Consider the following 17,914-nt stretch of genomic DNA (forward strand, 5'->3'; position numbering starts at 1 on the left):
GCTCGGGGCATGCCGCCCGCGCCGACAGCGCCGCACGTCGTCGTCATCGTCGACGACCACGCCCTGTTCGCGCAGGGGCTCGCCCTGCTGCTGGAGTCCCGCGCCGGGGACACCTTCCGGGTCGCGGGTTCCACCACGGCCGGGGAGGAGGCCGTCGCGCTGGTCGGGCGGCACCGGGCCGGGATCGCGATCGTCGACCTCGCGCTGCCGCCGCTGGGCGGGGTGGAGACGATCCGCCGGATCAAGGCCGCTTACCCCGCCACCCGGGTGCTGGCGCTGTCCGGCACCGAGGACCTGGACCTGGCCGCGGCCGCGATGCGCGCCGGCGCCGACGGCTACCTGGGCAAGTCCGCCGACCCGGAGGTGCTGGTCGCCCCGCTGCTGTCGATCGCGGCCGGGGTCCGGGTGCTGCGCGCGGAGCTGCTCGACGCGCTGCTCGTCGCGGCCGACCGCACCGCCGACGGCCTGCTCGACCGGCTCGGTGAGCGCGACATCGAGCTGTGGACGCTGCTGGCGCGGGGCCTGGAGACCGCCGACATCGCGCGCCCGATGCTGGTCAGCGAGCGCACCGCCAAGCGCATGATCGCCTCGCTGCTGCACAAGCTGGGCGCGGCCAACCGGATCGAGGCGGCCGCGCTGGCCGGGCGCTGCGGGCTGCTCGACGAGCACCCGGCCGGGCGCTGAGGGGCAGCACGGCCCGGGCGGGCCAACCCTGGCCCGGTGATCGGCTGCGCGCCCCGGACCACACCGGACACACTCGCCGCGACGCACCGGGCGAACCCACGTCCGGCCCCCATCCCGCGAGGAGGCGCTGATGGCCGTGTTCGCCGACGAGGCCGAGGTCTACGAGTACCTGGGCGGGGTGTTCCGGATCGGCATGGCCGATCCGGACCTGGTCGCGAAGCTGAAGCCGTCGGGCGTCGTCCTGCGGATCACCTACACGAACCCGGACGCGGTGCTCACCGTGGACATGCCGAACTCCGAGATCCACACCGGCCCCGGGCAGGGCCCCGACCCGAACATCGAGCTGTTCATGTCCGCCGACACCGGCAACAGGTTCTGGCTGGGCAAGGTCATCCTCCCGGTCGCGCTGGCCAAGGGCGACGTCCGCGCCAAGGGCCCGGTCTCGAAGGTCCTCAAGCTGCTGCCGATCGCCAAGCAGCTCTTCGGCCCGTACAAGGCCAAGCTCCAGGCCGAGGGCCGCGAGGACCTGCTCAAGGCCTGACCACGATCGGGTGAAGACCCCCCGGCCGTCCGGCCCGCCGCGACGGGGCCCGGCGAGACTGGGTGCCGACCCACCCGACGGAGGCGCCGGCGATGGACGACATCTGGCTGGACGTGCAGGCCTGGCAGCCACTGCGGGGTGTGCTGCACCGGATGACCGAGATCCAGTGCGACGCACCCGACCCGCTGCCCGACGGCTTCGACGAGTGGCACGACTGGGCCGAGGCCTGCCTGCTGGAGGTCGCACTGCGCGACGGCTGGCAGCACGGGCGCTACGCCTACACGATCCAGGAGCGGGACACGACCGGCCACCCCGTCCGTGAGATCGGCAAGGACATCTGGGACTACGAGGAGCCGGCTCGCGAGCCGACCGGCTGACCACCGGCGCCGGGCCGCTACCGTCGCCGGGAACCATTCGCGTGACGAGGAGGTCCACGGTGACACGGGGCAGGGGTCCGCTGGCCGGACTGAAGGTGATCGAGCTGGCCGGGATCGGGCCGGGGCCGCACGCGGCGATGATCCTGGGCGACCTCGGGGCGGACGTCGTCCGCATCGACCGGCCGTCGGGCGGGCTGAAGCTCGGGTCCGACTCGGTCCCCGACCCGACGGCACGCGGCCGCCGATCGGTCACCGCGGACCTGAAGGACCCGGCGGGCAGGGAGACCGTGCTCCGGCTGGTCGAGTCCGCCGACGTCCTCCTGGAGGGCTACCGGCCAGGCGTCACCGAGCGCCTCGGCGTCGGCCCCGAGGACTGCCACGCCCGCAACCCGCGCCTGGTCTACGGCCGGATGACCGGCTGGGGCCAGGCCGGCCCGATGGCGCCGCGCGCCGGGCACGACCTGAACTACATCTCGCTGACCGGTGCGCTGCACGCCATCGGCCGCGCCGGGGAACGCCCGGTCCCGCCGCTGAACCTGGTCGGTGACTTCGGCGGCGGCTCCATGCTGCTCGTCGTCGGCGTGCTGGCCGCGCTCTGGGAGGCGAAGGCCTCCGGGCAGGGCCAGGTCGTCGACGCCGCCATGGTCGACGGCGTCAGCGTCCTCAACCAGATGTTCTGGGGCTTCCTGGCCCAGGACGCCTGGGTCGACGAGCGCGGCTCGAACCTGCTCGACGGGCACGCCCCGTTCTACGACACCTACACCTGCGCCGACGGCGGCCACATGGCCGTCGGGGCGCTGGAGCCGCAGTTCTACGCCCAGCTCATCGCCGGGCTCGGGCTCACCGAGGACGAGCTGGGCCCGCAGTACGACCGCGCCGGCTGGCCCGCCATGCGGGCCCGGTTCACCGAGGTGTTCGCCTCCAAGCCCCGCGACGAGTGGGCCGCGGTCTTCGAGGGCACCGACGCGTGCACCACCCCGGTGCTGTCGTTCGCCGAGGCCCGCGAGAACGCGCACCTGACCGCGCGCGGCACCATCGTCACCTCCGACGGCGTGCCCCAGGCCGCACCGGCGCCCCGGTTCTCCCGCACGGTCACCGAGACCGCCGGTCGGGGTACCGGTCCGGAGGACGTCGAGGACGTCCTGCGCGACTGGGCCTGACCCCGCACACGACGACGCCCCCGGTTCCGCAGGGAACCGGGGGCGTCGTCGTTGTCAGGCACCGTCGGGCAGCGACCCGAGGGTCAGTCGGTCTCCTCGTCCGCGACCAGCAGGTTGCGGGTGCGGTTCGGGTCCACCGGGATGCCCGGCCCGGTGGTGGTGGAGACGGTGATCTTCTTGACGTAGCGGCCCTTGGCGGCCGACGGCTTGAGCCGCAGGATCTCGTCGTAGGCGGCGCCGTAGTTCTCCACCAGCTTCTCGGTGTCGAACGAGGCCTTGCCGATGACGAGGTGCAGGTTGGCCTGCTTGTCGACCCGGAAGTTGACCTTGCCGCCCTTGATCTCGTTGATGGCCTTCGTGACGTCCGGCGTCACGGTGCCCGTCTTCGGGTTCGGCATCAGGCCACGCGGGCCGAGGATGCGGGCGATGCGGCCGACCTTGGCCATCTGGTCCGGGGTCGCGATGGCGGCGTCGAAGTCGAGCCACCCGCCCTGGATCCGCTCGATGAGGTCCTCGGCGCCCACGGCGTCGGCGCCGGCGGCCTCGGCCTCGGCGGCCTTGTCGCCGGTGGCGAACACGATGACCCGGGCGGTCTTGCCGGTACCGTGCGGCAGGTTCACGGTGCCGCGGACCATCTGGTCCGCCTTACGGGGGTCGACGCCCAGCCGCATCGCGACCTCGACGGTCGCGTCGGTGTTCTTGCTGGACGTCTCCTGGGCCAGCTTCGCCGCGCTGAGCGGCGAGTAGAGGCGGTCCGCGTCGATCTTCGCGGCGGCCTCACGATAGGCCTTGCTGCGCTGTGCCATCTGTCCTCGTCTCCTCTGAGGTCAGGTCGTGGTAGGAGCCGCGCCCGGCTCTCCCACGCGTACGGGTGGTGTGGGGGGCTCGCTCAGCCGTCGACCGTGATGCCCATCGACCGGGCGGTGCCGGCGATGATCTTTGCGGCCTGGTCGAGGTCGTTCGCGTTCAGGTCGTTCATCTTGACCTGGGCGATCTCCCGGACCTGGGCCATGGTCACGCTGGCGACCTTGGTCTTGTGCGGCTCGCCGGAGCCCTTCTCGACACCGGCCGCCTTGAGCAGGAGCCGCGCCGCGGGCGGGGTCTTCAGCTCGAAGGTGAACGACCGGTCCTCGAAGACCGAGATCTCGACCGGCACGATGTTGCCGCGCTGGGCCTCGGTCGCCGCGTTGTAGGCCTTGCAGAACTCCATGATGTTGACGCCGTGCTGGCCCAGTGCGGGGCCGACCGGCGGGGCCGGCGTCGCTGCGCCTGCCTGGATCTGGAGCTTGATGATCGCGGAGAGCTTCCGCTTCTTGGGGGGCATGTCCGTTCCTCAGTGATCGATGTGCACGCCACGCGGCCCTGCCATGCCGCGGACGTTCCTCACGGGTGCGATCAGATCTTGGAGACCTGGTTGAACCCGAGCTCGACCGGGGTCTCCCGGCCGAAGATCGAGACCAGCACCTTGAGCTTCTGGGCGTCGACGTTGACCTCGGAGATGCTCGCGGGGAGCGTGGCGAACGGGCCGTCCATGACGGTGACCGACTCGCCGACCTCGAAGTCGACCTCGACGGTGGGGGCGCCGCCGGAGGAGGCGGAGCCGCCGGACGCGGACCTGCCGGCCTCGGCGTCCTTCTTGGGGGCCTCGACCTTGGGCAGCAGGAACTTCACGACCTCGTTGATCGTCAGCGGCGACGGCTTGGACGTCGCGCCGACGAACCCGGTGACGCCCGGCGTGTTCCGCACCGCGCCCCAGGACTGGTCGTTGAGCTCCATCCGCACCAGGATGTAGCCGGGCAGCACCTTGCGCTGGACCTTCTTGCGCTGCCCGTTCTTGATCTCGGTGACCTCTTCGGTGGGCACCTCGACCTGGAAGATGTAGTCCTCGACGTCCAGGGTCTGCGCCCGGGTCTCGAGGTTCGACTTCACCTTGTTCTCGTAGCCCGCGTAGGAGTGGACGACGTACCAGTCACCGGGCGCGCGACGCAGTGCGGCGCGCAGCTCCTCCTCCGGATCCACGTCCTCGTCCGGCTCCTCCGCGACGGCCTCGGCCTCGTCGGCCTCGTCGGTGCCGTCAGCGGTCGGGACCGTCTCGCCCTCGCCGTCCAGCGTCTCCGCCTCGGCGCCGGGGGTGCTGTCGTCCTCGGCCTCGGTGTAGTCGCCGGAGACGGCGTCCTCACCGTGCGCCGCCTCGACGTCGGCGTCCTGGACGGACTGCTCGGGCAGCGTCTCGTCGGCCGCGTTCTCGGCGACGGCGTCGATCGCGGCCTCGTCGGCCGCCTCGTCGTACGCCTTGCTGTCGGAGGTCACGTCCTACTCGCTTCCATTGTTCGGTGTCGGTCGGAGCCGGTCGGCGTTCGTACTCGCGTCAGTTGCCGAACAGCAGGGCGACGCCCTCGGCGAACGCCGAGTCCAGCACGAACACCAGCGCCACCATGATCGACACGAAGATCAGGACCGCGATGGTGTACTTCACCATCTGGTTGCGGTCGGGCCAGATGACCTTGCGGAGCTCCGCGACGACCTCGCGCAGGAACCGGGCGAGCCGGGCGAAGAGCGACGGCTTCTTCTCCTTCGTCGCCGCGGTGGCGCGACCTGGGGTGGCGCGACCCTTGCCGGGGGTGCTCGCGGGCCCGGAGGCCCGCCGTCCACGACGGTCGGCGGCGTTGCTCGGGCGCTCCCGCCCGGGCCGCTCCGACTCGTGCTCGTCGCTCACGCGTGTCGCCCTCCGCAGGTGGCGGGCGTCCGCCCGCCCTCGGTCACGTCCTCCGCTTCGGGAGAACCCTCGTCGCTTCGTCCGTGCCGTCTGCCGCGCCGCCGTGATCTCCGGTGGCCTGCGGCGTCGTGGCAGGGGTGACAGGACTTGAACCTGCAACCTGCGGTTTTGGAGACCGCTGCTCTGCCAATTGAGCTACACCCCTTTGCCCCGGTCCACCAGGTGGCCGCGGGGCGGACGCAACGGATCATCCGGTGCGCCCGGCTGGAACGAGTGTACGCACCCGCTCCCGCGGGCCCGTACGCCGGGTCGTCTCACCCGGGGAGGACGACCTCGGCACGGGCGCGGCCGAGCACCGTCTTCCCCTCGAAGGTCGCCCTGAGATCGACGACGGCGATCCGCTCGCCGTCCTGTTCGCGCACCTCGGCGACGGTGCCGGAGAGCTCGACGGTCGCACCGGTGTCGTCGTCCGGGACGACGACGGGCCGGGTGAAGCGGGTGCCGTAGCTGCGGATGGCGGCCGGGTCCCCGGTCCACGCGGTCAGCACGCGCCCGGCGAGCGCCATCGAGAGCATCCCGTGCGCGATCACACCCGGCAGCCCGGCGACCGCGGCGACGCGGTCGCTCCAGTGGATCGGGTTCAGGTCGCCGGAGGCACCGGCGTAGCGCACCAGGTCGGCGCGGGTGACCTGGACGGTCAGCGAGGGCAGCGCGTCGCCCTTGGCGCAGTCGGCGGCGGTCCGCGAGGTCAGCGGTGCACTCACGCGTCCCCCTCGGTGCCCGTGTCCTCGCCGGCGGGGCTGACCAGCATCGAGTGCGTGGTCGCGACCGGCTCACCCGCCGCGTCGGTGACCTCGCACCGCAGCGTCAGCATGTGGTTGCCGGCCCGGGTGCGCAGCTCGTCGACGTGCAGCACCGTGGTGAGCTCGTCGCCGGCGACGAGCGGCCTGCGGAACGTGACCCGCTGGTCGCCGTGGACCATGCGGGTGTAGTCCCACCCGAAGGCGGGGTCCCGGAGGAAGTCCTCGATGACCGGCATCGTGAAGCAGGTCGAGAACGTCGGCGGGGCCACCAGGTCGGCATGACCCGCGGCACGCGCCGCGTCCACCTCACGGAAGAGCGGGTCGTCGTCACCGATGGCGACGGCGAACTCGCGGATCTTCTCGCGACCGACCTGGTACGGCCCGACCGGGTCCGAGCTGTGCCCGACCCAGGACTGGTCGACCACCGTCAGCTCCGGGAGTCGCTACGCACTCAGCGGGTCTCGCGGTGCGCCCGGTGGGTGCCGCAGTTCGGGCAGAACTTCTTGATCTCGAGCCGGTCGGGGTCGTTCCGCCGGTTCTTCTTGGTGATGTAGTTGCGGTGCTTGCACTCCTCGCAGGCCAGAGTGATCTTCGGCCGCACGTCCGTGGCCTTGGCCATCGCGGGTGCCTCCCAGCATGTCTCGTGAATGATGCGCCAACGTGGTGACGATGGCCGGACTTGAACCGGCGACACAGCGATTATGAGCCGCTTGCTCTACCAACTGAGCTACACCGTCATGCAAGAAGCCTCGCCGCATGCGGCGAGGCCCCTTGTCGAGCCCCCTTACGGAATCGAACCGTAGACCTTCTCCTTACCATGGAGACGCTCTGCCGACTGAGCTAAGGGGGCGGCAGCACCGGTGGCCCGCGGGCCCCGAGGGGCTCGCTCTCACCGACGGGAAGAACTTTACACCGGGGTTCCAGGGCCCCGAACGGGGGCCCCGGAACCCGGTCACCGCACGTCAACCGCTGTTCGTCACCAGCTCGACTTGCGGACACCCGGCAGTGCGCCGTCGTGCGCGAGCTCGCGCAGGCGGACCCGGGACACCCCGAACTTGCGGAGGTGTCCGCGCGGGCGGCCGTCGACCGAGTCGCGGTTGCGGACCCGGGTCGCGCTGGCGTCGCGCGGCTGGCGGCGCAGCTCGGCGACCGCGGCGGCCCGCTCGGACTCCGGCGTCGTGGGGCGGGCGATGATCGCCTTCAGCTCGGCGCGGCGCTCGGCGTAGCGGGCGACGATCGCCTTCCGCCGCTCGTTCTTCGCGATCTGTCCGGTCGTGGCCATCAGACCTTCACCCCGTTCGCCCGGACCTTCGCCACCGCGGCGGAGACGCCGATCCGGTCCACCGTCCTGATCCCCTTCACCGAGAGCGTGAGCTTCACCCAGCGGTTCTCCTCGGCCAGCCAGTAGCGGCGGGTCTGCACGTTGGGGTCCCAGCGCCGGCTGGTCCGCCGGTGGGAGTGCGAGACCGACTTGCCGAAGCCCGGCTCACGGCCGGTCAGGTCACAGCGCTTGGCCATCGCTCACCGTCCCGCGTGCGGGTAGGGCAGCAGGGCCATCTCCCGCGCGTTGCGGATCGCGGTGGCCACCTGCCGCTGCTGCTGACCGGTGAGTCCGGTCACCCGGCGGGCGCGGATCTTGCCGCGGTCGGAGATGAACGTGCGCAGCAGCGCGGCGTCCTTCCAGTCCACGTGCTCGATCCCCCGCTGCTTCAACGGGTTGGCCTTGCGGCGCGGCGCGCGCACCGGCTTGGCGCGTGCGGGCATCAGCGCTCCTCCTTGAACTCGACGTGCCTGCGCACCTTCGGGTCGTACTTGCGCAGGACCAGGCGGTCGGGGTCGTTGCGGCGGTTCTTGCGGGTCACGTACGTCGTGCCCGTCCCCGCCGTCGAGCGCAGCTTCACGATCGGCCGGACGTCGGTCGACTTGGCCATCGCGCCCCTCCTCTCAACATAGGAATCGTTTTCGTTTACGATACACCGGACCGCGACCACGTCCGACTCCGGGAGGAAGACATGACCGAGCTGGTGGTCCTGTGCGGGACCGAGGCCGACGGGGTGGAGCGGACGATCACGCGGATGCGCGAGCTGGACCCGGGTGTCGTCGTGCTCCACCACGACCTGCGCGACCTGGGCCGCGGTGTGGTGCACCGGCGGCTGCGCGACGCGGACCGCGACGAGCGCACCGTCCTGGAGCTCGCCCACGGCTGCGTCAGCTGCACCATCCGCGAGGACGTGCTGCCGACCCTGGCCGCGCTGTCCGGGACGGTGGACCGGGTGGTGCTGCACCTGGACCCGCGTCTGGAGCCCGAGCCGGTGTGCTGGGCGCTGGGGGCGGTGGTGTTCGAGCCGCCGGGGCGCGAGGCCTGCACCGCGACCGACCTCGTCGACCTGCGCGGCGTGGTGGCCGTGCTCGACCCGGACAGCTGGCTGGACGACGCCACCGGGGACGCGACCCTGCCCGAGCGCGGGCTGTCCACGCTGCCCGACGACGAGCGGACCGTCGCCCAGCTCGCCGTCGGCCAGGCCGAGTTCGCCGACGTCCTCGTGCTGACCCGGGCGGTCGGGCCCGGGGGTGCGGACCGGACCGCCGCCGTCCTGGACCGGCTGTGCCCGACCGCACCCCGGCTGCTCGCCGGGCGTGCCGACCACCGGGTCTTCTGCGACGGGCTCGGCCCCGAGTCCCGTCGCGGCGTCCCCGGCGGGGTGCACGACCCGCTGCTGCGCGGCGCACCCCCGCTGGACGCCGCCAGTGGCGTCCGCACCCTGCTGTTCTCCGCCCGCCGCCCGTTCCACCCGGATCGGCTGCACGAGGCGATCGACAGCCTGCTCGACGGCGTCGTCCGGGCCCGCGGCCGGATCTGGCTGGCCACCCGGCCGGATGCCGTGCTGTGGCTGGAGAGCGCGGGCGGCGGCATGCGGATCGGACACGCCGGCGACTGGCTCGCCGGCGCCGACGAGCAGGCCTGGACCGAGGCCGGCGACCAGCGCCGGGCGATGGCCGCGCTGGCCTGGCACCCGCGCTGGGGCGACCGCGCCCAGGACGTCGTCGCGATCTGCCACGACGCCGACCCCGACGAGATCGACGCGGCCCTGCGCGCCGCACTGCTCACCGACGTCGAGATCGCCGCGGGCGAGGACGCCTGGTCCGCCCTGCCCGACCCGTTCGGCTGGGCCCACGACGAGCCCTGCGCCGAGTCCGAGCCCGTGGGGCCCGCCGCCCTGGACGACCCCACCGTCCGTTCCGACCGAGAAGGAGACCTCTGATGGCCGTTCCCAAGCGACGGACGTCGCGATCGAACACCCGGCACCGCCGGTCGCAGTGGAAGGCGACCACGCCCGACCTCGTGCCGGTCACCCTGGAGGGACGCCGGCACCTGGTGCCGCGCGCGCTCGTCCCGGCCTACCGCCGGGGTCTGCTGCCGCCGCCCACCGGGCGGGACTGAGGAGACCCCTTACCCGCGGGCCCCACGCGGCCCGCAGGACGGCGTGATCGCCCGATGCCCGGGCGGTCCCCTCAGCCGCAGTGTCGTCACCATGCTGATGACACACATCCCGATGGACCCCCTCGTCGCCCTCGCCGAGCAGCGACGGGCCCGGCTGCGGGAGGAGGCGGACCGGTACCGCACGGCGCGGCTGCTGCGCGGCGCGGCCGACCCGTCGGCGGTGGGACGGCTGTGGCTGCGGCTGCGTGCCCGGCTCACCGCCTCCCGGCGGCCGGGACAGGCCCCCGGGCCGGCTGGCTCCGCGACGCTCCCGCCCGGGACCACCGCGGCCACACCGGAACCGGGCCGTGCGCCGCACCGGGTGCGGGCCGGGACGCGTGGCTGAGCCGCGCGTCCGGGCCGGGCCCTCCGTCGTGGGCCCGGGAGTGTCGGTGTCCCGTGCCACGATGCGCTCCATGACCGCGGCAGCGACCCACGGGGGCGGCCCCACCGGCCCGGACACGGACGAGCTGGTCGGCCGCGCGGAGGAGCTCTCCGGGCTGCTCCGCGACCTCGACGCGGCCCGCGCCGGGCGGGCCCGCGCCGTGCTGCTCGCCGGGGAGGCGGGGATCGGCAAGTCCCGGCTCGCCGCCGCGCTCGGCCGGGCCGCCGCGGAGGCGGGCGTGCAGGTCGCCGTCGGGCGGTGTCTGGACGAGGGCGGCGCCGCACTCCCCTACCTGCCCTTCTCCGAGGTGCTCGGCGCGCTGGACCGGGCGGGCACCGCGCTGCGGCCGGTGCTGCACGGGTTGCTGCCCGGTGCGCCGGAGGCACCCCGCCCCACGGCAGGGGACGGGGACTCCGGACGCCTGCAGGTGTTCGACGCGGTGGCCGGTGCCGTGCGCGACGCGGCCGCGGCGGCGCCGCTGCTGGTCGTGCTGGAGGACCTGCACTGGGCGGACCGCTCCACCCGGGAGCTGCTCGCCTTCCTGCTCGCCCGGCTGGGCTCGCAGCGGCTGCTGGTGCTGGGCACCTACCGCTCCGACGACCTGCACCGCAGGCATCCACTGCGCGCGTCGCTGGCGGAGCTCGTCAGGCTGCCCGCCGTCCGTCGGGTCGAGCTCGGGCCGCTCGCGCCCGACGCCGTGCTGGCGCTGGTCCGGGCCCGGGCGGCCACCGGGGGCGTCGACGAGGCCACCCTGCGCCGGATCGCCGCCCGCAGCGAGGGCAACGCCTTCTACGCCGAGGAGCTCGTCGCGGCGGGGTCCGACGGGCTGCCGGGCGGATTGGCCGACGTGCTGCTGACCCGGCTGGACCGGCTCGGCCCACCGGCGCGGGAGGTGCTGCGGGTGGCCTCGCTGGCCGAGCGGAGCATCTCCCACGACCTGCTGCGCGACGCGTCCGAGCTCTCCGCCGTCGATCTGGATGCGGGCCTGCGGGAGGCGGTGTCGCACCACCTGCTCGTCGCGGATCCGGCGCCCGGCGCGGAGTCCTACGCCTTCCGCCACGCCCTGCTCCGGGAGGCCGTGCACGACGACCTGCTCCCGGGCGAACGGGTACGGCTGCACGCCCGGCTCGCCGAGCTGCTCGCCCGCCGGGACGACGCCCCCGGGGTGGCCGCCGCACTCGCCCGGCACGCACTGGCCGCCCACGACCTGCCGCGGGCGCTCGCGGCGTCCGTACGGGCCGCCGAGGAGGCCCGCCGGCGGCACGGCCCGGCCGAGATGCTGGCCCACACCGAGCGGGCACTGGAGCTGTGGTCCGCCGTCGAGGACCCCGAGCGGCTCACCGGGATCACCGAGAGCGCGCTGACGCGGGAGGCGGCCTGGGCGGCGAGCGCCTCGGGCGATCCCGAACGGGGCACCACCCTCGGGGCCCGTGCGGTCCGGGTCGCCGACCTCGGCGGAGATCCGCGGGCCAGGGCCGAGACGCGCCGGGACTACGCGATGCGGCTGCTCGACAGCGGGTCCCGGGTGGACGCGGCGGTGGCCGCGGCCACCGGGGCCGTCGAGCTGCAGTCCGGGGGGCCGCCCGACACGGAGCTGGCCTGGTCGCACGCCGTGCTCGCGCGGGCGCACCTGAGCGCCGACCACGCCGAGCCCGCCTGGTCGCACGCCCGCGCATCGCTGGCGGTGGCCCGGGCGGTGCACGACACCGCGCCCCCCGCGGACGGGTCGGCCGGGTACCGCGACCTCAGCGCGGTCTGCGCGGACGCACTGATCACCCTGGCCTTCTGCGCCCGGATGGAGGGGGATCCGCAGGCCGCCCGGGACCGGCTCGCCGGGGCGGCCTCGCTGGCCGCCGCCTCCGGGAACCGGGTCGTCGAGCTGCGGACCGTGTGGAACCGCGGGGTGTCGTTCGTCGAGGACGGCCTGCTCGACGCCGCCGCGGAGGAGCTCGCCGAGGGGGCCCGCCGGGCGGCCGCCCACGGGCTGCTCTGGGGCGGGTACGGCCTGGAGTTCCGGATCGCGCAGGTCCGCGTCGACGTGCAGCGCGGGGAGTGGGACGCCGCCGTCCGCACCGCGGCGGACGTCGACCCCACGCTGCCGCTGCGCGTCACCGGGCTGCTGGCGGTGGCGGGGGCGCTGGTCGGCGTGGCCCGCGGAGACCTCCACGACGCCGAGGAGCTGCTCGCCGCGCTGGCCGCAGAGCCGCCGGCGCACGACCAGGCCGCGCTGTTGCAGGGCGTCGTCGGGGCCGAGTCGGCGCGCTGGCGCGGGGATCCCGCCCTGGCCGTGGACCGGGTCGCCGGCGCGCTCGGGGTGCTGCGCGCGGAGTACCCGCACCACCTCGGCGAGCTGGCGCTGTGTGCGCTGGGCGCGGCGGCCCGGGCCGACCTCGCGGAGGCGGCCCGTACCGCGGGCGACCCGGCGGGGGCGGACGCGCACGCCGGGGCGGCGGCCGGGCTCGTCGACGAGGCGGCACGCACCGCCGAGCGCGGCCTGCCCCGTGGGACCTCGGTCGGGCCGGAGGGCCGGGCGTGGCTGGCCAGGGCCCGCGCCGAGGCCGCCCGGGCCCACGGTGACACGGCACCGCAGGTCTGGGATCCCGTCGTGGAGACCTTCGCCGGGTACGGCGACCTCTACCGCGCCGCGGAGGCCCGGTGGCGGCGGGCCGAGGCCCTGCTCGGACGGGCGCACCGTGGTGGCCCCGGCACCGACGGCGAGGCCGACCGCCGCGCCGCCGCCGAGGACCTGGCGGTCGCCGCGTCCGAGGCCGACCGGCTCGGCGCCCGCCCGCTGGCCGAGGCCGTCGCCGCGCTGCGGGTGCGGGCCGGCGACGGCGGTCCCCGGCCCGGTCCGGCGGCCGGCGGCGGCGGTGGTTCCCCGCTCACCCCGCGCGAGCACGCGGTGCTGGAGCTGGTCGCGCACGGGCTGACCAACCGGGCGGTCGGCGAGCGGCTGTTCATCTCCGAGAAGACCGTGAGCGTGCACCTGTCCCGGGCGATGGCGAAGCTCGGTGCCTCCGGCCGCGCCGAGGCGGTCGCCGTCGCACACTCCCGGGGTCTGCTCGCCCCACGGGAGTGAACCCGTGCCCACCGGCTGTCCCCTCCGGACCGGACCGGGCCCGTGCGGGCCGTGACGTGCGCCACCGGTCGTGCCTAGGGTCGGTCGTACCGCACGTCACCGGCAGACCGATGGAGGTCGCATGGTCGCCCACGGGGTCGTCCCGCCGTCCCGGACCGGCAACGGAGCGGGGGTGCCCGCATGATCGCCCGCTCACCCGCCCCGGACCTGGACGTGCCCGCGCTGCCGGCCTCCGCGACGCTCCGCGGCGCCGCCGAACGGTTCGGCGACACCACGGTGCTGCACCAGGCCGGGCACGAGCTCTCGTTCCGCGGGCTGCTGGAGCGTGCCTCGGCGTTCGCGCACGCGCTGCACGTCGACGGGGTCGGCCGCGGTGACGTCGTCGCGCTGCACCTGCCGAACTGCCCGCAGTACGCGATCGCCTACTGGGGGACGCTGCTGGCCGGGGCCACCGTGACCCCGGCGAACCCGCTGCTCGCCCCGGACGACCTGGGGGCACAGCTCGCCGACGCGGGAGCCGTCGTGGTCCTCAGCTGGGAGGCGGCGCTGCCCGCGGTGCTCGCGGCACGGCCGGCGACGTCACTGAAGCGCGTGCTCGTCACCGGCGCCCACGGGGACCCGGAGCAGCCGGGGCCGGAGGTGACCGGGCTCGGTGCGTACCTCGACGGCAGGCCGTCGACACCGCCGGGCACCGACCTGGAGGTGGACCCCGACGGCGACCTCGCCCACCTGGCCTACACCGGTGGGACCACCGGCCGGTCCAAGGGAGTGCGGGTCACCCACCGGCACGTGCTCACCAACGCCCTGCAGGCCGCCTGCTGGGGCACCGGCGCCCGGCCGGACGTGACCGCCACCGGGTACGGGCCCGGCGTCGTCCTGGCCGACCCCGGCCCCGTCTCGGAGTTCCCGACCACGATCGGCACCGGGCGGGCGATCGGCATCGCCCCCTGGTTCCACGCGATGGGGACGATCGGCGGGCTCAACGTCCCGCTGCTCACCGGGACGACGACCATCGTGCACGCCCGCTTCGACCCACGCGCCTACCTGGCCGACGCCACCCGGTTCGCCGTCACCACGCTGTCCGGAGCGCCACCGGTGTACGCCGCGCTCCTCGCCCACCGCGAGGCGGCCGGGGACCTGTCGTCGGTGCGGTCGCTGACCTCGGGGGCGGCGCCGTTGCCGGCCGAGATCATCCGGGCGCTGCGCGACTGGCTCGGCGAGGACCTCGTCATCTCCGAGGGCTACGGCCTGACCGAGGTGACGATGGCCGCCACCCTCGGCCCCGCCGCCCGGTCGGCGGACCAGCGACCGGGCACCGTCGGGCTGCCGGTCGCGGGCACCGAGATCCGCATCTCCGGACCGGACGGCGAGGAGCTCGACGCCGGGGCCGAGGGGGAGGTGTGGATCCGCGGGCCGCAGGTCACCGGCGGCTACCACCGGCGCCCGGCCGAGACCGCGGCCGCCTTCGACGGCGACGGGTGGCTGCACACCGGCGACGTCGGCGTCCTCGACGAGGACGGCTACCTGCGCATCGTGGACCGGCTCAAGGACATGCTGCTCCACAAGGGCTACAACGTGTACCCGCGCGACCTGGAGGAGCGGCTGCTGGCGCTGCCGGGCGTGACCGGTGCGGCCGTCGTCGGGCGCCCGGTCGGGGTCGACGGCGAGCACCCGGTCGCGTTCCTGACCACCGCGCCCGACGTCGACGAGGGCACGGTCCGCGCCGCCGTCGACGGGCTGAACGAGCGTCTCCTGCCCTACCAACGGCTGCGGGAGGTGCACCTGGTCGGGGCGATCCCGGTCTCGGCGGCGGGCAAGGTGCTCAAGCGGGACCTCCGCGAGCAGCTGCCGACGCCGCCCCCGCGCGCAGCGAAGGGGTGATGCACGACCACGCTGCGTGAGTGAAAGACCGCTACACGGGTGGGCGTGTACCCCCAACGAGTGGAGTAGTCACTCCGACGGTTGGCGTAGGGGGTGACCGGATAACAGGCTGGTCGTACGACACGACAGACGGGTGGAAGCAGGAGCCGGCGGCGCGCACCGGGTCCCGAAGAACCCCGTATCGACTCCCCCGAGATCGTGGTGATCGTCATGTCCGCGCCAGCCGTCCGCATCCCCAGCCCGCGCCGCCCCCTGGGCGCCGTCCCCGCCACCCCGTCGGTCCCCGCACCGCGGGTCGGTGGGGCCGTGCCGACGGACCGGGTCGAGGGGCGGCACCGTCGTCGCGAGGACCACGTCGACCTGCCCGCGCCCCGCCGGGAGCGTCCGCGGTCGACCTCCCCGCAGGCACCGGGCGTCCCCGCACCGCGGCCGGCGTCGCCGGGTTCGTCGGCGGGGCGTGCGGGTGCGGCGCAGGAGCACCGGGCCACGCAGCAGCAGCGCGCCACGCAGCAGTACCGCACCACTCCGGCTCCGGCTCGGCGTCCGGCTCCGGCCCCGCGTCCGGCCGGTACGACCGCGCTGCCCGCGGGCAGCCCCGTCCCGGCACCCCGCACCGGCACTCCCGACCGGCCGCACGGCGTCGTCGTCGCGGCTCGGGCCGCCGCCGGGCACGGACGCGCCGACCGGCCGTCACCCGTCGCCCGCACCCTGGACGTCCTGGGCCGGGTCGGCAGCATCACCACGATCGCGGCCATGCTGGTCCTGTCCGCCGCGCTGGCCGGGCTCGCCGACGGCACCCCGCCGAGCGGTGCCGCCGCCGAGGTCGCCGTGACGACCCTGCGCTGAGCAGGGGTCAGGCCGCGTCGGAGCGCGTCGCCCGCTCCGGCGGCACCGCCTTCATGACATGGTCCACCAGGTTCAGGACCATCCGGTTGCCGCCGAGGCGGTATCCGAAGTCCTCCCAGCCGAGCAGCTCGCGCGAGATCAGCTCGCCGACCGGGCCGGGGTAGATCCGGGTCGCACGGAACGCGGCCGCGCGGATCCGCATCTTCTCGTGGTGATCCATGGGCTGCGGGTCGGTCATACCCTCACCTCCACGTCAGGGGGACTGGACGTGGCGCGTCCTCCACACTGAGTGGCTCGCCTGCCCTCCATGGTGACACCCCCACGCCCGAGCAGCAGACGACGTGCGCAGGATCTCAGGCCCCGCGTCACCGCGGTGTTCCTCCCCGGTCACGCCGACGTTGCACGGGCGATCACCCGACCGGCCGGGGCCCGGTGGATACCGTGGCCTCATGGCCGACCGCACCCGGGACCTGCTCTGGTCCGATGTCGACACCCTGTACCAGGCGATCCTCGCCCACCCGTTCGTCACCGGGCTGACCGACGGCTCGCTGCCGCACGAGACGTTCCGGCACTACATCGTCCAGGACGCGCACTACCTGCGCGGCTACGCCACGGCGCTCACCGTGTGCGCGGCGAAGGCCCCGACCGACGACGACACCCTGATGTTCGCCGAGCACGCCGCCGGCGCCATCGCCGCCGAGCGCGAGCTGCACGCCGACCTGCTCGGCGCGCTCGGGCTCACCGCGGAGCAGGCCCGCGAGATCCCGGTCGCCCCGGCCACCCGCGCCTACGTCAGCTACCTGCTCGCGACCGCGTACGGCGGGTCCTACGCCGAGGGCGTCGCCGCGGTGCTGCCCTGCTACTGGATCTACGGCCGGGTCGGGGAGCACCTGGTCGGCGCCGGCTCCCCGGACCCGGTCTACCAGCGCTGGATCGACATGTACGCGGGCGAGGAGTACCACGCCGTCGTCGAGGCCGTGCTGGACGCGACCGACCGGGTCGGCGCTGCCGCGTCGCCGACCGAGCTCGGTCGTATGCGTGAGCACTTCACGACGACCTCGCGCTACGAGTGGATGTTCTGGGACGGCGCGTACCGCCGCGAGACCTGGCCGGTCTGAGTGCCTCAGCGGTCGTCGAACCGGTCCGGGATCACCAGGTGCAGGAAGAACGACACGATCCCGACGACGATCGCGCCCCAGAACGCCGCCCAGAAGCCGTCGACGGCGAACGGCAGGTTCAGCACCGACGACAGCCAGCCCGTCAGCAGGAACATGAGCGCGTTCACCACGAGCGCGAACAGGCCCAGCGTGAGGATGTAGAGCGGGCAGCCCAGCGTCGCCACGATCGGCTTCACCACGGCGTTGACCAGGCCGAACACCAGGGCGACGCCGATCAGCGTGAGGATCGAGGTGGTGGTGCCCGCACTCTCCAGCCGGATGCCGCCGACCAGCACCGTCGCCACCCACAGCGAGGCGGCGACGACGAGCGTGCGGATGGTGAAGGTGAGCACGGGGCTCGGTGGGGTCATCGGTCGGTCACCGCCTGCTGGACCAGCGTCTGGAGCTGGGATCGGATCGGATAGGTGCTGGAGGGGACGAGCTGGGTCATGAAGACGACCACCAGGTCGTCGACCGGGTCCACCCAGAACGCGGTGGAGGCCAGCCCGCCCTAGGTGTGATGTCCAGGGAGGTTGTCCCGTCCGGGGGCGGTGAGTCTGGCTGACAGACGAAGGCCTCCGGTTGTGAAGTGGAGCTGTCTAGGAACCGCTTCACCCACCGGAGGCCTTCGTGTCCCACGCTAACGCCGCTCTGACCCCGCGCGCCCGGCTGCGGCTCGCTCAACTCGTCGTCGAGCACGGCTGGACCCACACCGCGGCCGCGACAATGTTCATGGTCTCCGCGCGGACCGCCAAGAAGTGGTCCGACCGCTACCGGGCCGAGGGGCCGGCGGGGATGGCCGAC

25 protein-coding genes, 3 tRNA genes and 1 pseudogene are annotated in these 17,914 nt (G+C 74.2%); 12 read left to right on the plus strand and 17 right to left on the minus strand.

The window, feature by feature from the left end:
* Positions 1 to 9 precede the first annotated feature (9 nt).
* The 4 genes from FVA95_RS19685 to FVA95_RS19700 all read left to right on the plus strand — a co-directional run bounded on the left by FVA95_RS19685 (position 10) and on the right by FVA95_RS19700 (position 2,762).
* Positions 10 to 684: a response regulator transcription factor gene (locus FVA95_RS19685; RefSeq protein WP_020623283.1), complete on the plus strand. Its 675-nt coding sequence runs from the start codon at positions 10 to 12 to the stop codon at positions 682 to 684.
* Positions 685 to 814: 130 nt separating this feature from the next.
* Positions 815 to 1,225, plus strand: a complete 411-nt coding sequence (locus FVA95_RS19690; RefSeq protein ID WP_149665502.1) for a sterol carrier protein — start codon at positions 815 to 817, stop codon at positions 1,223 to 1,225.
* 92 nt (positions 1,226 to 1,317) lie between these two features.
* Positions 1,318 to 1,602, plus strand: coding sequence for a hypothetical protein (locus FVA95_RS19695; RefSeq protein WP_020623285.1), 285 nt, complete (start codon positions 1,318 to 1,320; stop codon positions 1,600 to 1,602).
* A 59-nt stretch (positions 1,603 to 1,661) separates the two neighbouring features.
* Positions 1,662 to 2,762, plus strand: a complete 1,101-nt coding sequence (locus FVA95_RS19700; protein ID WP_149665503.1) for a CaiB/BaiF CoA-transferase family protein — start codon at positions 1,662 to 1,664, stop codon at positions 2,760 to 2,762.
* Positions 2,763 to 2,845: 83 nt separating this feature from the next.
* On the opposite strand, the gene rplA is transcribed toward FVA95_RS19700, so the two are convergent.
* The 14 genes from rplA to rpmG (FVA95_RS19770) all read right to left on the minus strand — a co-directional run bounded on the left by rplA (position 2,846) and on the right by rpmG (FVA95_RS19770) (position 8,212).
* Positions 2,846 to 3,568, minus strand: a complete 723-nt coding sequence (gene rplA / locus FVA95_RS19705) for a 50S ribosomal protein L1 (protein ID WP_149665504.1) — start codon at positions 3,566 to 3,568, stop codon at positions 2,846 to 2,848.
* Between the two features lie 83 nt (positions 3,569 to 3,651).
* Positions 3,652 to 4,086 (minus strand): 50S ribosomal protein L11, encoded by a 435-nt coding sequence (rplK, locus tag FVA95_RS19710; RefSeq protein ID WP_020623288.1) that lies wholly within the window; start codon positions 4,084 to 4,086, stop codon positions 3,652 to 3,654.
* Between the two features lie 71 nt (positions 4,087 to 4,157).
* Positions 4,158 to 5,072, minus strand: a complete 915-nt coding sequence (gene nusG / locus FVA95_RS19715; RefSeq protein ID WP_149665505.1) for a transcription termination/antitermination protein NusG — start codon at positions 5,070 to 5,072, stop codon at positions 4,158 to 4,160.
* 58 nt (positions 5,073 to 5,130) lie between these two features.
* Positions 5,131 to 5,478 (minus strand): preprotein translocase subunit SecE, encoded by a 348-nt coding sequence (gene secE / locus FVA95_RS19720; protein ID WP_149665506.1) that lies wholly within the window; start codon positions 5,476 to 5,478, stop codon positions 5,131 to 5,133.
* 129 nt (positions 5,479 to 5,607) lie between these two features.
* Positions 5,608 to 5,683 (minus strand) — tRNA-Trp (locus tag FVA95_RS19725).
* A gap of 109 nt (positions 5,684 to 5,792) precedes the next feature.
* A complete protein-coding gene (locus FVA95_RS19730) occupies positions 5,793 to 6,242 on the minus strand; it encodes a MaoC family dehydratase (protein ID WP_240051611.1) in 450 nt (149 codons plus the stop codon).
* Positions 6,239 to 6,706: a MaoC family dehydratase N-terminal domain-containing protein gene (locus FVA95_RS19735; protein WP_149665507.1), complete on the minus strand. Its 468-nt coding sequence runs from the start codon at positions 6,704 to 6,706 to the stop codon at positions 6,239 to 6,241. Before FVA95_RS19735 ends, FVA95_RS19730 begins: the two co-directional genes overlap by 4 nt.
* A gap of 26 nt (positions 6,707 to 6,732) precedes the next feature.
* Positions 6,733 to 6,900 carry a 50S ribosomal protein L33 gene (rpmG, locus tag FVA95_RS19740; RefSeq protein WP_020623293.1) on the minus strand — a complete coding sequence of 56 codons (168 nt, stop codon included), beginning with the start codon at positions 6,898 to 6,900 and terminating at the stop codon, positions 6,733 to 6,735.
* A gap of 42 nt (positions 6,901 to 6,942) precedes the next feature.
* Positions 6,943 to 7,018: transfer RNA gene (locus tag FVA95_RS19745), tRNA-Met, on the minus strand.
* Between the two features lie 40 nt (positions 7,019 to 7,058).
* Positions 7,059 to 7,131: transfer RNA gene (locus FVA95_RS19750), tRNA-Thr, on the minus strand.
* Between the two features lie 126 nt (positions 7,132 to 7,257).
* On the minus strand, positions 7,258 to 7,563 hold the full coding sequence (rpsN, locus tag FVA95_RS19755) for a 30S ribosomal protein S14 (RefSeq protein WP_020623294.1): 306 nt from the start codon (positions 7,561 to 7,563) through the stop codon (positions 7,258 to 7,260).
* Entirely contained in the window at positions 7,563 to 7,799 is a 237-nt protein-coding gene (rpmB, locus tag FVA95_RS19760) for a 50S ribosomal protein L28 (RefSeq protein WP_020623295.1), read from the minus strand. The genes rpsN and rpmB overlap by 1 nt, the downstream gene beginning before the upstream one ends.
* Before the next feature lie 3 nt (positions 7,800 to 7,802).
* Entirely contained in the window at positions 7,803 to 8,045 is a 243-nt protein-coding gene (gene rpsR, locus FVA95_RS19765) for a 30S ribosomal protein S18 (protein WP_020623296.1), read from the minus strand.
* A complete protein-coding gene (gene rpmG / locus FVA95_RS19770) occupies positions 8,045 to 8,212 on the minus strand; it encodes a 50S ribosomal protein L33 (RefSeq protein WP_020623297.1) in 168 nt (55 codons plus the stop codon). Before rpmG (FVA95_RS19770) ends, rpsR begins: the two co-directional genes overlap by 1 nt.
* Before the next feature lie 81 nt (positions 8,213 to 8,293).
* Between rpmG (FVA95_RS19770) and mrf the strand changes: the two genes are divergently transcribed.
* From mrf to FVA95_RS19800, 6 genes are all read left to right on the plus strand, one after another.
* Entirely contained in the window at positions 8,294 to 9,544 is a 1,251-nt protein-coding gene (mrf, locus tag FVA95_RS19775) for a ribosome hibernation factor-recruiting GTPase MRF (RefSeq protein WP_149665508.1), read from the plus strand.
* Entirely contained in the window at positions 9,544 to 9,723 is a 180-nt protein-coding gene (rpmF, locus tag FVA95_RS19780; protein WP_060710513.1) for a 50S ribosomal protein L32, read from the plus strand. The genes mrf and rpmF overlap by 1 nt, the downstream gene beginning before the upstream one ends.
* Before the next feature lie 91 nt (positions 9,724 to 9,814).
* Positions 9,815 to 10,108, plus strand: a complete 294-nt coding sequence (locus FVA95_RS19785; protein ID WP_161992362.1) for a hypothetical protein — start codon at positions 9,815 to 9,817, stop codon at positions 10,106 to 10,108.
* Positions 10,109 to 10,178: 70 nt separating this feature from the next.
* Positions 10,179 to 13,226 carry a LuxR family transcriptional regulator gene (locus tag FVA95_RS19790; protein ID WP_161992363.1) on the plus strand — a complete coding sequence of 1,016 codons (3,048 nt, stop codon included), beginning with the start codon at positions 10,179 to 10,181 and terminating at the stop codon, positions 13,224 to 13,226.
* Between the two features lie 180 nt (positions 13,227 to 13,406).
* Positions 13,407 to 15,107 carry a class I adenylate-forming enzyme family protein gene (locus tag FVA95_RS19795; RefSeq protein ID WP_149665511.1) on the plus strand — a complete coding sequence of 567 codons (1,701 nt, stop codon included), beginning with the start codon at positions 13,407 to 13,409 and terminating at the stop codon, positions 15,105 to 15,107.
* Positions 15,108 to 15,317: 210 nt separating this feature from the next.
* A complete protein-coding gene (locus FVA95_RS19800) occupies positions 15,318 to 15,953 on the plus strand; it encodes a hypothetical protein (RefSeq protein WP_149665512.1) in 636 nt (211 codons plus the stop codon).
* A gap of 7 nt (positions 15,954 to 15,960) precedes the next feature.
* Here FVA95_RS19800 and FVA95_RS19805 read toward each other — a convergent pair whose 3' ends face one another.
* Positions 15,961 to 16,191: a hypothetical protein gene (locus FVA95_RS19805; protein ID WP_020623463.1), complete on the minus strand. Its 231-nt coding sequence runs from the start codon at positions 16,189 to 16,191 to the stop codon at positions 15,961 to 15,963.
* A 211-nt stretch (positions 16,192 to 16,402) separates the two neighbouring features.
* Here FVA95_RS19805 and tenA point away from each other — a divergent pair, with 211 nt between their 5' ends.
* The gene (gene tenA / locus FVA95_RS19810) at positions 16,403 to 17,071 is read left to right on the plus strand and encodes a thiaminase II (protein WP_060714316.1); all 669 of its coding nucleotides are present in this window, start codon (positions 16,403 to 16,405) and stop codon (positions 17,069 to 17,071) included.
* A gap of 5 nt (positions 17,072 to 17,076) precedes the next feature.
* On the opposite strand, the gene FVA95_RS19815 is transcribed toward tenA, so the two are convergent.
* Positions 17,077 to 17,481 (minus strand): phage holin family protein, encoded by a 405-nt coding sequence (locus tag FVA95_RS19815; RefSeq protein WP_149665513.1) that lies wholly within the window; start codon positions 17,479 to 17,481, stop codon positions 17,077 to 17,079.
* Positions 17,478 to 17,621: pseudogene (locus FVA95_RS19820) on the minus strand (serine hydrolase); the annotation flags it as partial. The gene FVA95_RS19815 and the pseudogene FVA95_RS19820, both read right to left, overlap by 4 nt.
* A 119-nt stretch (positions 17,622 to 17,740) precedes the next feature.
* Here FVA95_RS19820 and FVA95_RS19825 point away from each other — a divergent pair.
* Positions 17,741 to 17,914, plus strand: a 174-nt coding sequence (locus tag FVA95_RS19825) for a leucine zipper domain-containing protein (protein ID WP_149662471.1), incomplete at its 3' end; no start/stop codon positions are given.

The sequence above is a fragment of the Pseudonocardia sp. EV170527-09 genome (assembly GCF_008369905.1).
Taxonomy (GTDB): domain Bacteria; phylum Actinomycetota; class Actinomycetes; order Mycobacteriales; family Pseudonocardiaceae; genus Pseudonocardia.